This window comes from Micromonospora tarensis (assembly GCF_016803395.1).
GTDB lineage: Bacteria > Actinomycetota > Actinomycetes > Mycobacteriales > Micromonosporaceae > Micromonospora > Micromonospora tarensis.
This window is the reverse complement of sequence record NZ_JAEVHL010000191.1, coordinates 1-12,729: the sequence shown is the minus strand read 5'-3', so window position 1 is coordinate 12,729 and position 12,729 is coordinate 1. Positions and strand designations below refer to the sequence as shown.

General features: G+C 72.5%; 12 protein-coding genes. 7 read left to right on the top strand and 5 right to left on the bottom strand.

The features are described from left to right. From JM949_RS26830 to JM949_RS26815, 4 genes are all read left to right on the top strand, one after another. On the top strand, nt 1-793 hold a 793-nt coding region (locus JM949_RS26830; RefSeq protein ID WP_238433948.1), incomplete at its 5' end, for a His/Gly/Thr/Pro-type tRNA ligase C-terminal domain-containing protein. A gap of 57 nt (nt 794-850) precedes the next feature. Then, nucleotides 851-1,276, top strand: coding sequence for a CBS domain-containing protein (locus JM949_RS26825; RefSeq protein WP_099849526.1), 426 nt, complete (start codon nt 851-853; stop codon nt 1,274-1,276). Between the two features lie 35 nt (nt 1,277-1,311). After that, nucleotides 1,312-1,740, top strand: a complete 429-nt coding sequence (locus JM949_RS26820) for a SufE family protein (RefSeq protein ID WP_203151028.1) — start codon at nt 1,312-1,314, stop codon at nt 1,738-1,740. 20 nt (nt 1,741-1,760) lie between these two features. Then, complete coding sequence (locus JM949_RS26815; RefSeq protein WP_203151027.1) at nt 1,761-2,396, top strand: DsbA family oxidoreductase; 636 nt, start codon at nt 1,761-1,763, stop codon at nt 2,394-2,396. Between the two features lie 53 nt (nt 2,397-2,449). Here JM949_RS26815 and JM949_RS26810 read toward each other — a convergent pair whose 3' ends face one another. The 5 genes from JM949_RS26810 to JM949_RS26790 form a co-directional block, all read right to left on the bottom strand. Beyond that, nucleotides 2,450-2,998: a YbaK/EbsC family protein gene (locus JM949_RS26810; protein WP_203151029.1), complete on the bottom strand. Its 549-nt coding sequence runs from the start codon at nt 2,996-2,998 to the stop codon at nt 2,450-2,452. Nucleotides 2,999-3,093: 95 nt separating this feature from the next. Beyond that, complete coding sequence (locus tag JM949_RS26805) at nt 3,094-3,288, bottom strand: hypothetical protein (protein ID WP_203151026.1); 195 nt, start codon at nt 3,286-3,288, stop codon at nt 3,094-3,096. 112 nt (nt 3,289-3,400) lie between these two features. Next, nucleotides 3,401-4,069: a GAP family protein gene (locus JM949_RS26800; protein WP_203151025.1), complete on the bottom strand. Its 669-nt coding sequence runs from the start codon at nt 4,067-4,069 to the stop codon at nt 3,401-3,403. A gap of 50 nt (nt 4,070-4,119) precedes the next feature. Continuing rightward, nucleotides 4,120-5,508 (bottom strand): MFS transporter, encoded by a 1,389-nt coding sequence (locus JM949_RS26795; RefSeq protein ID WP_203151024.1) that lies wholly within the window; start codon nt 5,506-5,508, stop codon nt 4,120-4,122. A gap of 62 nt (nt 5,509-5,570) precedes the next feature. Beyond that, a complete protein-coding gene (locus JM949_RS26790) occupies nt 5,571-5,831 on the bottom strand; it encodes a hypothetical protein (protein ID WP_203151023.1) in 261 nt (86 codons plus the stop codon). Between the two features lie 160 nt (nt 5,832-5,991). Between JM949_RS26790 and JM949_RS26785 the strand changes: the two genes are divergently transcribed. From JM949_RS26785 to JM949_RS26775, 3 genes are all read left to right on the top strand, one after another. Beyond that, a complete protein-coding gene (locus JM949_RS26785) occupies nt 5,992-10,437 on the top strand; it encodes a cation-translocating P-type ATPase (protein WP_203151022.1) in 4,446 nt (1,481 codons plus the stop codon). Between the two features lie 51 nt (nt 10,438-10,488). Next, nucleotides 10,489-11,289: an MBL fold metallo-hydrolase gene (locus JM949_RS26780; RefSeq protein WP_203151021.1), complete on the top strand. Its 801-nt coding sequence runs from the start codon at nt 10,489-10,491 to the stop codon at nt 11,287-11,289. 477 nt (nt 11,290-11,766) lie between these two features. Beyond that, on the top strand, nt 11,767-12,465 hold the full coding sequence (locus tag JM949_RS26775) for a VOC family protein (protein WP_203151020.1): 699 nt from the start codon (nt 11,767-11,769) through the stop codon (nt 12,463-12,465). Nucleotides 12,466-12,729 lie beyond the last annotated feature (264 nt).

The window sequence follows — 12,729 nt, the reverse complement described above, 5'->3', positions numbered from 1 at the left end:
GCACCCGGCCCAGGTGAGCGTCTTCGAGGAGTGGGCCGACCATCCGGAGTTGGTGCGCGGTTACATCGGGCCGCAGCTGCTCGACAAGTTGGGCATCCGCTACCTGGTCGACCCCCGGGTGGTGGCCGGCTCGGCCTGGTTGACCGGGGCGAACGAGCCGGGCCGGCACGCGACCGACGTGGTCTGCGGGCGCGACTTCACACCCGACGGCATCATCGAGGCCGCCGACGTGCGCGCCGGCGACCCCTGCCCCGACTGCGCGGCCGGCGAGTTGACCATCCGGCGGGGCATCGAGATCGGGCACATCTTCCAGCTCGGCCGTCGCTTCACCGACGCCTTCGCGGTCGACGTGCTCGGGCCGGCCGGCAAGCCGGTTCGGCCGACCATGGGCTGCTACGGCATCGGGGTGTCCCGGGCGGTCGCGGCGGTCGCCGAACAACACCACGACGACCGGGGGTTGGTCTGGCCGGCGGCGATCGCGCCGTGCGACGTACACCTGGTGGTCGCGGGCAAGGGCCCGCAACTCGACGCGGCGCTGGCGATCGGCGGACGACTCGCCGCCGCCGGCCTGCGGGTGCTGGTGGACGACCGCACGCAGGTCTCGGCCGGGGTCAAGTTCACCGACGCCGAGCTGATCGGCATCCCGCGAGCCGTCGTGGTCGGCCGCCGACTCGCCGACGGGTACGTCGAGCTGCGCGAGCGGGCCGGCGACGAGCGCACCGAGTTGCCACTGGACGGCCTGGTGGACCGGCTCGTCGACGCGGTACGCCAGGAGCGTGGAAACCTGGTGTAGCCGCCGTGTCACGGGGTAGTGCAGTCGGATCGGGTGGATACGTCTTCGGAGGCTCTCATGACCGGTTACCGGGTCAGTGACGTGATGACCAGGCAGGTCGTGTACCTGCCGGCGGAGACCACCCTGGACGAGGCGGCCAGGGTGATGAAGGAGGCGGACATCGGCGACGTGGTGGTCACCGACGGTGCCAGCCTCGCCGGCATGCTGACCGATCGGGACATCGTGGTGCGGGCCGTGGCGGAGAACAGCTCACCCGCGGCCACCACCATCGGCTCGATCGTCACCCGTGAGGTCGTGATGATCGAGCAGCACTGCACGGCGGGTGAGGCGGCGGCGCTGATGCGGGACCGGGGCATCCGTCGGGTGCTGGTCTGTGACAGTGACCGCAAGCTGGTCGGCATCGTCTCGCTCGGCGACCTGGCCATGCAGCTCGACCCGACCAGCGCGCTCAGTGAGATCAGCGAGCAGTCGCCGACGGTGTGACCGGGGCCTCCGCCCGCCGGCGGTAGCCTCGACGCATGGCTGACATGCCGGCCCGACTGGCCGAGATCGTCGACGAGTTCGCGGCCGCGCCGCGCGACCTGGTGCTGGAGATGCTCCTGGAGTACGCGGACGTCATCCCGGCGCTACCCGAGGGCAGCGCCGAGCGCGAGGGCATGGAGCAGGTGCCCGAATGTCAGACGGCGTTCTTCCTCCGCGCCCGGGTGACCCCCGACGGCACCGTGGAGACGGTCTTCGACTGCCCGCCGGAGGCGCCCACCACCCGGGCGTTCGCCGGGATCCTCGCCGAAGGGCTGGCGGGCGCGAGCGCCGAGCAGGTGCTGGCCGTGCCGGACGACCTCTACCAACGGATGGGGCTGGCGCAGGCGATCAGCCCGCTGCGGGTACGCGGCGGCACGGCGATCCTGGGCCGCCTCAAGCGTCAGATCAGGGAACAACTCGGCTGACCGCGAGGTTGCCACCGATCATGGAGATCGAGATCTACGCGGACGTGATCTGTCCGTGGTGTTACCTCGGCAAGCGCCGCCTGGATGAGGCCCTGGCCAGTTACCAGGGCGAGGTGACGGTCCGGTACCGGCCGTTCCAGCTCGACCCGTCGCCGGTGCCGGAGCCTCGCCCGCTGGTGGCGGCGCTGGGCGCCAAGTTCGGCGGTCCGGAGCGTGCCCGGCAGCTGGTCGACCACGTGACCCGGGTCGCGGCGGCGGACGGGCTACCCCTCAACTACGAGCGGGCGGTCATCGCCAACACCTTCGACGCACACCGGCTGGTCTCCTACGCCGCCGAGCACGGGCGGGCCGCCGAGCTGGTGGACGCGCTCTACCAGGCGCACTTCCAGCACGGCGTCGACGTCGGCTCACGGGAGGCGCTGGCCACAGTGGCCGGCGAGATCGGCCTGGACAGCGCCGACGCCCGTCGGTTCCTCGATTCGGACGAGCGCGTCGCCGACCTCGCCGCCGAGCTGGCCCACGCCCGGGACCTGGGCATCACCAGCGTGCCGACCTTCGTCCTGGCCGGAAAGTACGCGGTGTCCGGCGCGCAGGAGGTGCCGACGCTGCTCGCCGCGCTCACCGAGGTCGAGCAGCGCGAGTTGGCAGCGCGCTGACAGATCGACGGCAGCGATGTTTCACGTGCAACCACATCGATGCCGATACCTGCTCAGGCCGGCCTGGCCAGCCCTTCCACCACCCGCGCGCCGGGCAGCGCGCCCAACGCCGGCCCCGGCAGCGCGATCTTGCTGTGCCGCACCCCGGAGCCGACGATCACGTGCGGTGTGGCGATGACCCGCGCGTCCACCAGGATCGGCCACTGCGCCGGCAGCCCGATCGGGGTGATGCCGCCGTACTCCATCCCGGTCAACTCGACCGCGTCGGCCATCGGAGCGAAGCTCGCCTTGCGGACGTCAAGCGCCCGGCGGGCCACCCCGTTCACGTCGGCCCGGGTGGTGGCCAGCACGACGCAGGCCGCGTAGCGGACCACGCCGTCCCGCTTCCCCGCCACCACGACACAGTTGGCCGACACATCCAACTCCACCTCGTACGCGGCGCAGAACGCCGCGGTGTCGGCGAGGTCGGCGTCGATCGGCGCGACCAGCACGTCGTCGACGGCCACCGGCGCGTCGGCGGGCCACTGCGCGATCGCCTCCGCCACCGGCGGGGCGAGCAGGTCCAGGCGGGCGCGGGCGGGCTCGGTCTTCAGCGTTCCCATCACGGGTGCGATCCTCGCATCCGCCACGCCGGACCGCCCGGCGGCTCCCAGCCGACCCGGCGACCCCACCGGACCGGGGCGCACCGATCCGGTACTCAACTGCCGGCGAGGAAAGCGTTGTCGCGCAGGAAGGAGCGGTCGCGGGCGGCCGCCAACTCCTCCTCCCGCTGGGCCTTGGCCCGTTGCAGCTCCAGGTCCTCGAACGCGTGCCGGACACCCAGCCGGATCACGCCGTAGAGGAAGACGAAGCCGAAGACGTAGAGGATCACCGTGGTGACGACAACGAACATGCCGTCACGGTAAGGCGAACGTGAACCGTTGTTGCTCTCATTTCCGGCCGGTTCCCCCGTACGTGTCCGCGAGGTGGCCGGCCCAGGCCGCTCGCTCCGGTGACCAGAACCCTCATCCCGGCCTCCCACCCTCCGAACGAAGCAGGTCCAGCACGGTCAGCAGGGCGAAGAACACGATGATGATCTCGTTGACGATCCACGCGTGCCGCTCGGCCCAGTCCCGCATCCGGGTCAGCACCCGCGCCGCCCTCCCCCCGAGCAGCAGCAGCGCCAGCAGCGGCAGCGCGAGCAGCAGCACGGTGAGCAGCACGAACGGCACCAGGTGCCACCATGGCAGATCGTGCCGGGCCACGCTCGCCCCGACGGTCGCCATGGTCAGGTCGTCGGTGGGCGTCACCACGAAGAGCAGCGCGCCCAGCCGCAGCGCCGAACGCGGCCCGGCGTGCTCGATGCTCCCCAGCCACCTCGGCGGCCCCGAACGACCCCGCCGCACCCAGATCAGCACGGCGAGGATGACCAGCAGGGCGAGCACCACCAGGTCGATGGCGGGGCCGCGATCGACCTTCCCGGCCAGGGCGCTGGCGTCGGCGGCCAGCCCGCCCACCAACCGGGTCAACAGCCAACCCACCGTCACCCCGGCGGAGACCACCAGCCCGGCGCCCGCGAGGAAACTCAGCGACGCCGCCCGAGGCCGGTCCGACGAGGCGAGGAAGACCGCCACCACCAACTGCGTACCGGCCACCATGACCACGGCCAGCGGCAGCAGGGTCAGGAAGTTCATCGCCCGCCATCCTCCCGGCCGAGCAGGCCGAACGCGCGCGAATCAACGGATCATCCGCCCGGCCGCGGGCTCCCGCCGACCACGACCCGACCGGCCAGCAGCGCCCCGAACAGCGCCAGGCCGGCGGCCACCACCAACGTCACCGTGTAACTGGCCGGACCCGGCGCACTGCCGGCGGCCAGGACCGCCCCGGTGAGCGCGAGCACTGTCGCCGCGAAGAGAGAGTCGCCCAGTTGCAGCGAGGAGCTGTTGCGGCCCTGCTCGCCGGGGGCGGACAACTCCAGGGTGAGCACCGACAGCGAGGGGTAGAGCAGCCCCATGCCCAAGCCGGCGACCGCCCACCCGAGCACGGCGACCGTCACCGGCAGCTCGGGCCGGACAGCCAGCGCCACCGTGGCGGTGCCAACCGTGATGCAGATCAGCCCGACGCGTGGCAGGGTGGCCCGGGAGGTCGGCACCGGGATCCGGCCCTGCAACCACGAGCCCACCGACCACGCCAGCGCGCCGACGGTGAGGACCAACCCGGCCGTGGTCGGCGAGAGACCCCGCTGCCGGGAGAGCATCAGCGGAATGACCACCTCGGCGCCGACGAAGGCCGCCGATGCCAGACCACGCAGCCCGACGACGGTGGGCAGGCCCCGGGCCGCCCGGAGGAACCCGGCCGGCAGTAGCCGCGGCGCGCTGACGAGGAGGCCGACCACGGCGGCCCCGACCAGCGCCAGGGCCGTGGCACCGCGCTGCTGCCCCCCGACGTGCAGCAGTGCGGCGCTCACGGCGGCTCCGCACGCCCAGCCGATCCGCGTCGCCGCGCCGGCCGGCAAGCTGGTCGTCACGCTCCGGCCCAGCGACCGCAGGCCCGGATGGATCAGGAGCACCGCCGGCACCGCCACCGCCGGCACCGCCAGGAAGACCCACCGCCAGCCCAGGTGCTCCACGATCAGACCGGCCACCGCCGGCCCGACCAGCGACGGTACGACCCACGCCGCCGCGAACGCCGCGAAGATCCGCCGGTGCAGTTCCTGGGGGTACGCCTGCCCGACGATCACGTAGAGCGCCACCGAGAGCAGCCCGGAACCGAATCCCTGCACGACCCGCCCGACGACCAGCGCGCTCATCACGGGGGCGGTCCCGGCGATCAGCAACCCGACCACGAACCAGGCGACCCCGTGCCACATCGGCGCGCGCGGACCTCGGGCATCGGACCAGATGCCGGAGACCACCATGGCCAGCACACCGGTGGCGAACGGTCCACCGAACGCGATCCCGTACAACGCCAGCCCGTCCAGGCTGCGGGCGACGGTCGGCATCGCCGTGCCGACCGCCAACGCCTCGAACGCGAGGAGCGAGATCAACGCGACGCTGCCCACCGTCATCGCTCGCAGTCGGGGCGCGAACAACCCCGGCGCGGAGGGTACCGCGGTGACGACTGTGCTCGGCATGGACCGAGCATGCGACCTCAACCCGGATTCATGTCAATCGCCGGGTGATCCGGCTCTCGCCGTCAGGCGTTCTCCAGCGCCTCCCCGACTCCGCCTATCAGACCGGAAAAATGCTGGTCTGCCAGCAGGTGCCCGGCGGTGACCACCAGAGCGATCGGCCACTCGATGACCTGGAGTGCGGCGAGCACTCCGATTCCGGCGTAGTAGGCGATCTTGTCCGGTGGCGGCACCGCCACCTCGCCCAGCATCGGCAACTCAACCCGTCGGCTGTACATCTGGACGTTCTCGTGCACCCCGTTGAGGTGTCGCGTCAACGTACTCATGCCGGCCTCCCCGTGTCCGGTGATGGTGGTCGGATTCCACGGTCCACCCCGTCCATGCGCCCGCCGTGCCGAGAAATTCCGCCACTCGAGGGGCATAACGGATGGCAGGTCGGGAAGCCAGGCCGCCGGACGTCAGTGTGGTGGGAGGACCAGAATGGCGATGACGGCGGCAGGTCGCGCTGCCGGCCGCATTCTGCCGTCCATCGGCGTGCCGCACCTGGTCGGCGAGGCGTCCCGGACCGTCAGTTCGGCCGCGACGCGGCTGGCCCGCACGGCCGGGTTGTCCCGGCGTCGGGTCTGGTCCCGGTCGGGCCGGCACCACATCGAGGTACACGGCGTCTGCGAGACGGGCGGCAACCAGCTGGCGCGTCAGGTGGAGGGCGCGCTGGAGCGGATGCCCGGGGTCGCCTGGGCTCGGGTGAACGCCCCGTCGGGCCGGGTGGTGGTCGCCGTGCAGACCCCCGAGCCGCCGTTGCGTGACCTGATCAGCACGATCAGCCGGGTCGAGCGGACCTGCGACCACGAACCCGACCCGGAGATCCCACCGCCGCACCCACCCGAGGAGGGACCCCGGACCCCGCGCACCCTGGGTGCCCTCGCCTCGGACGCGCTGGGGCTGACCATCTCGGCCGCCACCCGGGTGCTGCCGTTCGCGCCGCTGCCCGGTGAGGTGGCTGGCCTGCTCGCCGCGGCGGACCTCCAACCGAAGGTGCACGAGTTCATCGGCAAACGGCTGCGCTCCGACCCCCGCGCCGACATCCTCTTCCCGCTGGCCGAGGCGGTGGCGCAGGGCTTGACCGGACGGTGGACCGGGATCGTCCTGGACGGCGCGCAGCGGCTGGTGCAGTGGGGTGAGGCGCGGGCCCAGCTCTCCGCCTGGGAACGGGCCGAGCCACGGCTGACCGGCGACGCGGAACGCGCCGTCGCGCGCTGGCCGGTGGACGAACGTCCCCGACCGAAGCCGGCCGGCCCGGTCGAGCGGTACATCAACCGGATGCTCGCGGCGGGTACCGCCGCCGGCGCGGCGGCGGTGCCGTTCGCCGGACCCAAGCGGGCCACCGCACTGGGCCTGTCGACGCTGCCCAAGGCCCCCGGCAGCGGTCGCGAGGGCTACGCCGCCCAGCTGGGCCGGATGCTGGCCCGGCGCGGGGTGATCGCGATGGACCGCGGCGTGCTGCGGGAGCTGGACCGGATCGACACGCTCGTGCTCGACGCGGCGGTGCTCGGCTCGGACCGGGGCGTACTGGCCGATCTGGCACCGGCCCCCGACACGGACGTCGACGAGATAGCCGAGCGGGCTTTCGCGCTGTTCGACGCCGACGACCCGGGTGCCTCCCGGGCGGCGGACGGTTGGCGGCTCGGACCGCTGGACCAGCTGCCCACGAGCAACCTGGACGACATTCAGGACGCCACCCGGCTCCGCTCCGCGAACGGCCAGCTGCTCGGCCTCGCCCACGGCGACCGGCTCGCCGCGCTGTTGCGGGTCGAGCCGGAGCCCGCGCCCGGCGTCGACGGCCTCCCGACCGCCGCCCGGAAGGCCGGCCTCCGCCTGGTGGTGGCCGGTGGTGACGAGCAGCGGTACGGCTTCGCCGACGCGATGCTGCCCGGCGGCGACCGGCTGGTCGAGTCGGTACGCGCGTTGCAGCGCGAGGGCGCCGTGGTGATGCTGGTCTCCGCGGATCGCAAGGCGCTGGGCGCGTCCGACTGCGGTCTCGGGTTCGCCGGTCCGGACGAGCTGCCGCCGTGGGGCGCGCACCTGCTGGTCGGTGCGGACCTGCGGGTGGTGACCCTGGTGATCGAGGCGACCGGGGTGGCCCGGCGGACGGCCCAGCAGAACATCCGGCTGTCCATGGCCGGCACCGGACTCGGGGCGCTGGGCGCGCTCACCGCCCCGCCGACCCAACTGCCGCACCGGGCGCTCGCGGCGGTCAACAGCGCCGCCGGGTTGGCCTTCGCGAACGGGGTCTGGCAGGCCCGTCGGTTGCATGACCAGTCGGACACCCCGGCGCCGGTGGCGACCGCCTGGCACCTGATGCCGGTCCGCACCGTCCTCGACCATTTTCGCTCCACTCCGGACGGTCTGGCGAGCGCCGAGGTGCGACGCCGCCAGGGCGACCGTCGCACGAGCGACGGTGGCACACCGGGCAGCGGCGGGCTGCTCCGCGCGTTCGTGGACGAGCTGTCCAACCCGCTGACCCCGGTGCTGGCCGCCGGGGCGGTGCTCTCCGCGTCGTTCGGCTCGCTCGTCGACGCGGCGCTGGTGGGCAGTGTGGTCGGCGGGTCCGCCCTGATCGGCGCGGTGCACGAACGCAACACGGAACGGTCGCTGGCGGAGCTGCTGTCCCGCTCGGCGGTGACCGCCCGGGTCCGTCGGGACGGCGCCGAGCAGGTGGTCGCCGCCGAGGATCTGGTTCTCGGGGACGTCATCGCCCTCGAACCGGGTGACTCGGTGCCCGCGGACTGCCGGGTCCTCGATTCGGTGAGCCTGGAGGCGGACGAGTCGTCGCTGACCGGGGAGTCACTGCCGGTCGCCAAGTCCAACCGGCCGGTGGTGGCCGCCGCCATCGCCGACCGGCACTCGATGCTGTACGAGGGCACCACCGTCGCGGCCGGGCACGGCACCGCTGTCGTGGTGGCCACCGGCAGCGACACCGAGTCCGGACGCAGCCTGGCACTGGTCCGCCAGGCGCCGCCGGCCAGCGGCGTGGAAGCTCGGCTCGGCTCGCTGACCAGCGCCGCCATCCCGTTGGCAGCCGGTTCGGCGGTGGCGGTGGCCGGCGCGGGGTTGCTTCGGGGCGTACCCCTGGCCGAAACGGCGGCGACCGCCGCGAACCTCGCCGTGGCCTCGGTGCCCGAGGGGCTGCCGTTCCTGGTCAGTGCCGCGCAGCTGGCCGCCGCCCGACGGCTGGCCGAGCACGGCGCGTTGGTCCGCAACCCGCGCACGATCGAGGCGCTGGGCCGGGTGGACGTGCTCTGCTTCGACAAGACCGGCACCCTCACCGAGGGCAAGTTGCTGCTCGCCGGGGTGGGTGACGGCGTCGGCGACCGGTACGCCCCGGTGGACCGGTTGGACGACCGGCTGCGGTTGACGCTGGCCGCCGCGCTGCGGGCCACTCCCGCCGCCGCCAACCCCGAGGAGTTGGCCTTGCAGACCGACCGGGCGGTCCGGCGGGGAGCCGGCGAGGCCGGCGTGGTGGAGCAGACCGGTGCCGCCGGCTGGCGGGCTGCCGGCGGGCTGCCGTTCGAGCCGTCCCGGGGCTACCACGCGAGCATCGGCGAGACCGACGGTCGGCTGTTGTTGAGCGTCAAGGGTGCCCCGGAGACGGTGTTGCCCCGCTGTTCGACCCGGCGCACCGACGGTCGCCAGGAGCCGTTGGACGACGCCGGCCGCGCCGAGCTGGAGCGGATGCTCGCCGACCGGGCCGGGGCGGGAAACCGGATCCTGGCGGTGGCCGAGTGCCCGGTGGACGACCCCACGGTGACCGACGAAGATATCCGGGGGCTGACCTTCGTGGGTTTCCTGGCTCTCGCGGACGGGGTTCGGGAGAGCGCCGCCCCGGCGGTACGCAGGATCCGGCAGGCCGGTGTGCACACCATCATGATCACCGGCGATCACCCGGCCACCGCCGAGGCGATCGCCGCCACCATCAGCGAGCACGACGAACAGCGGGTGGTCACCGCCGGTGAGCTCGACCAGCTGGACGATGACGCGCTCGCCGAGCGGTTGACCAACACCGACGTGGTGGCGCGCTGCACCCCGGCGCACAAGGTGCGGATCATCCAGGCGTTGCAGAAGCACGGGCGGACGGTGGCGATGACCGGTGATGGCGCCAACGACGCCCCGGCGATCCGGCTGGCGGACGTCGGCATCGCCCTCGGTCAACGTGGCACCCCGGCCGCCCGCGCCGCAGCCGACCTGGTGGTCACCGACGACCGGTTGGAGACCATCATCGCCACCCTGGTCGAGGGGCGGGCGATGTGGTCGTCGGTGCGGCACGCGCTCAGCATCCTGGTCGGTGGCAACCTCGGTGAGATCGCGTTCAGTGTGCTCACCGCCGCGGCGACCGGTCGCTCCGCGCTCACCGGACGACAGCTGCTGCTGGTCAACCTGCTCACCGACCTGGCACCGGCACTGGCCATCGCGGTCCGGCCACCCGCGTCGGACCGCACCGACCGGTTGCTCCGGGAGGGCCCCGACGCGGCGCTCGGTGAAACCCTCACCCGGGAGATCGGCCTGCGGGCGGCGGCCACCACCCTGGGCGCGACGGCGGGCTGGACGTTGGCCCGGTACACCGGACGCCGCCAGCGGGCCGGCACCGTCGCCCTGGTTTCGCTGGTCGGTACCCAACTCGGGCAGACCATCCTGGCCGGCGGCACCAGCCCGGCCGTGCTGGTGTCCACGGCGGCGTCCCTGGGGGTGCTCGCCGTGGTGGTGCAGACGCCGGGTCTGAGCCAGTTCTTCGGCTGCACCCCGCTCGGGCCGGTCGGCTGGACCATCGGGGCGGGATCGGCGCTCGGCGCCACCTTCGCCAACGGCGCACTCACCAAGCTGATGGAGCACGTGCCCCAGGCCCGGCCGCCAGACACGGCGGCCACGGACAGCTAAGTCGCATGCCCACCGCTCACCGGGGTACGGGAGCCGGAGGAGGTGGGCACAATGGTGGAGCAACCCGAGGTGACGTTCATCGGTACCGCGACGACGGTGCTGCGGATCGGTGGGTTCACCCTGCTGACCGACCCGAACTTCCTGCATCGGGGGCAACGCGCGTACCTGGGCAAGGGTTTGTGGTCGCGCCGACGCACGGACCCGGCGCTGCGGATCGCTCAGCTTCCGGAACTGGACGCGGTGGTCCTGTCCCATCTACACGGCGACCACTTCGACCGGGTGGCCCGCCGGGAGCTGGACCGCGAGCTGCCAATCGTCACCACCCCGGCAGCCGAGCGCAAGCTGCGTCACTGGGGCTTCCAGGCCGCGCAGGGCCTCCCGACCTGGTCGTCCCGGGAACTGCACCGCGACGGTACGACGCTACGGCTGACCTCGATGCCCGGCAAGCACGGTCCGGGCGCCCTCGACCTCCTGATGCCCGACGTGATGGGCACGATGATCGACCTGGAACGCTCCGGGCGGCGCGAGTTCCGCCTCTACGTCACCGGTGACACCCTCAACCGACCGCTGCTGACCGCGATCCCAGAGCGGTACCCGGACATCGACGCGATGCTGATCCACCTCGGCGGCACGAAGATCGCCGGAATCCTGCTCACCATGGACGCCCGGCAGGGTGCCGACCTGGTGGAGCTGATCCGGCCGCAGCTGACCGTGCCAATCCACTACGACGACTACCCGGTGTTCCGGTCTCCCTTGGCGCACTTCGTCGACGAGGCCCGCAGTCGTGGCTGGGCGAAGCAGGTACGCACCATCAACCGGGGCGAGACCGTCGCCCTCGCCCCGGCCCTCTGACCGCCGATCGAGCAGGCCGCCGACCGGACGCTCCGGCAGGGACCGGGCCACGTCGGTTGGTGCCGTTTCTCCTACCCGGCTCGGTCTGTACCATGCCGCCCATCCTGCTGCTCCCGCTCGTGAGCGCGGTACGGATCGCGGGCCGTCCCTGCTCTGCCCAGCAGAGACCACCGCGAAACTCCACACCTGGGATACCGTCACCGAGCCGGCTGATGTCCACCACGCCCGCCAACGAGAGGGCGAGATCGGACCGTAGCTCCTCGGCCGCCGTCTCGACGTCGTCCTCCTCAGTGGACCAGTCGATGTCGGCCGCACGCAGGTCGGCGACCGCGTGGGCGGTGACCGCCGCGGGGTCGGTGACGACCACCTCGACCCGGCAGTAGATGTGCATGGTGACTGCCGCTGATTGTTCGTTCACGCTGTGCGCCCTCTCCAAAACCGCTTGTCGGCGTGCCGGCCGGTGTCTACGGTGCCGACATGCTCTCGCCAACGCTGACCGTGACCTTCGATGCGTACGAGCCGGCTCGCCTCGCGCGGTTCTGGGCCGGACTGCTCGACAGGAAGGTCATCGAGGATTCTGGCAGCGCCCTCCTGCCCGGCGATGACACCCAGGTCAGCCTGCGAATCGTGCCGAGTCAGGCGAAGAAGCTCGGGCCGAACCGCATCCACCTGCACCTGACCAGCGCCAGCAGCGCCGACCAACAGCACCGGGTGGCGACGGCGCTGAAGCTCGGCGGCAGCCACCTCGACGTCGGGCAACTCCCCGAGGAAGAGCACATCGTCCTGGCCGATCCCGAGGGCAACGAGTTCTGTGTGATCGAGGCGGGGAACGGCTTCCTCGCCGGGTGCGGCCTGCTCGGGGAGCTGGCCTGTGACGGCACCCGGGACGTGGGCCTCTTCTGGAGTGAGGCGCTGGGCTGGCCGCTGGTGTGGGATCAGGACGAGGAAACGGCGATCCAGTCGCCGCGCGGCGGCACGAAGGTCGCGTGGGGAGGCCCGCCCCTGGCCCCGAAACTGGCGAGGAACCGGCAACGCTTCGACCTGGCCCCGCCCGGTGGCGATCAGCGGGCCGAGGTCGATCGACTGCTCGCCCTCGGGGCGACCCGGGTCGAGGTCGGTGCGGACGGCGCCGTCATGCTGGCCGACCCCGACGGCAACGAGTTCTGCGTCAGCTGACTCCGGGTCGTCGCCTTCGTCTCGACGATCGGGTGCCAACCCGGCCGGCAAGAGGTCCGCACCACAGTGGCCGGCAGGCATCGACAACGATAGGGTGCACGCCGTGGGCTACCTGGTGAAGCCTTCGGGCCGTCTGCACCTCCCCGAGTCGGACGACGTCGCCGCCGCGGTCGGGTCGACGGCCAGGACGAGACCGAGCAGGTCGTCGAGGGCATGCCGGATGCGGATGTCGGCAAGTTCGTAGCGGGTGTGCCGCCCGCCCGC

What these genes read in the sequence shown, in the direction of transcription:
- JM949_RS26815 (WP_203151027.1), top strand. Translation starts at nt 1,761, where the DNA reads ATGGAGATCGAGATCTACGCGGACGTGATCTGTCCGTGGTGTTACCTC.
- JM949_RS26805 (WP_203151026.1), bottom strand. Translation starts at nt 3,288, where the DNA reads ATGTTCGTTGTCGTCACCACGGTGATCCTCTACGTCTTCGGCTTCGTC.
- JM949_RS26825 (WP_099849526.1), top strand. Translation starts at nt 851, where the DNA reads ATGACCGGTTACCGGGTCAGTGACGTGATGACCAGGCAGGTCGTGTAC.
- JM949_RS26800 (WP_203151025.1), bottom strand. Translation starts at nt 4,069, where the DNA reads ATGAACTTCCTGACCCTGCTGCCGCTGGCCGTGGTCATGGTGGCCGGT.
- JM949_RS26810 (WP_203151029.1), bottom strand. Translation starts at nt 2,998, where the DNA reads ATGGGAACGCTGAAGACCGAGCCCGCCCGCGCCCGCCTGGACCTGCTC.
- JM949_RS26780 (WP_203151021.1), top strand. Translation starts at nt 10,489, where the DNA reads ATGGTGGAGCAACCCGAGGTGACGTTCATCGGTACCGCGACGACGGTG.
- JM949_RS26790 (WP_203151023.1), bottom strand. Translation starts at nt 5,831, where the DNA reads ATGAGTACGTTGACGCGACACCTCAACGGGGTGCACGAGAACGTCCAG.
- JM949_RS26775 (WP_203151020.1), top strand. Translation starts at nt 11,767, where the DNA reads ATGCTCTCGCCAACGCTGACCGTGACCTTCGATGCGTACGAGCCGGCT.
- JM949_RS26785 (WP_203151022.1), top strand. Translation starts at nt 5,992, where the DNA reads ATGACGGCGGCAGGTCGCGCTGCCGGCCGCATTCTGCCGTCCATCGGC.
- JM949_RS26795 (WP_203151024.1), bottom strand. Translation starts at nt 5,508, where the DNA reads ATGCCGAGCACAGTCGTCACCGCGGTACCCTCCGCGCCGGGGTTGTTC.
- JM949_RS26820 (WP_203151028.1), top strand. Translation starts at nt 1,312, where the DNA reads ATGGCTGACATGCCGGCCCGACTGGCCGAGATCGTCGACGAGTTCGCG.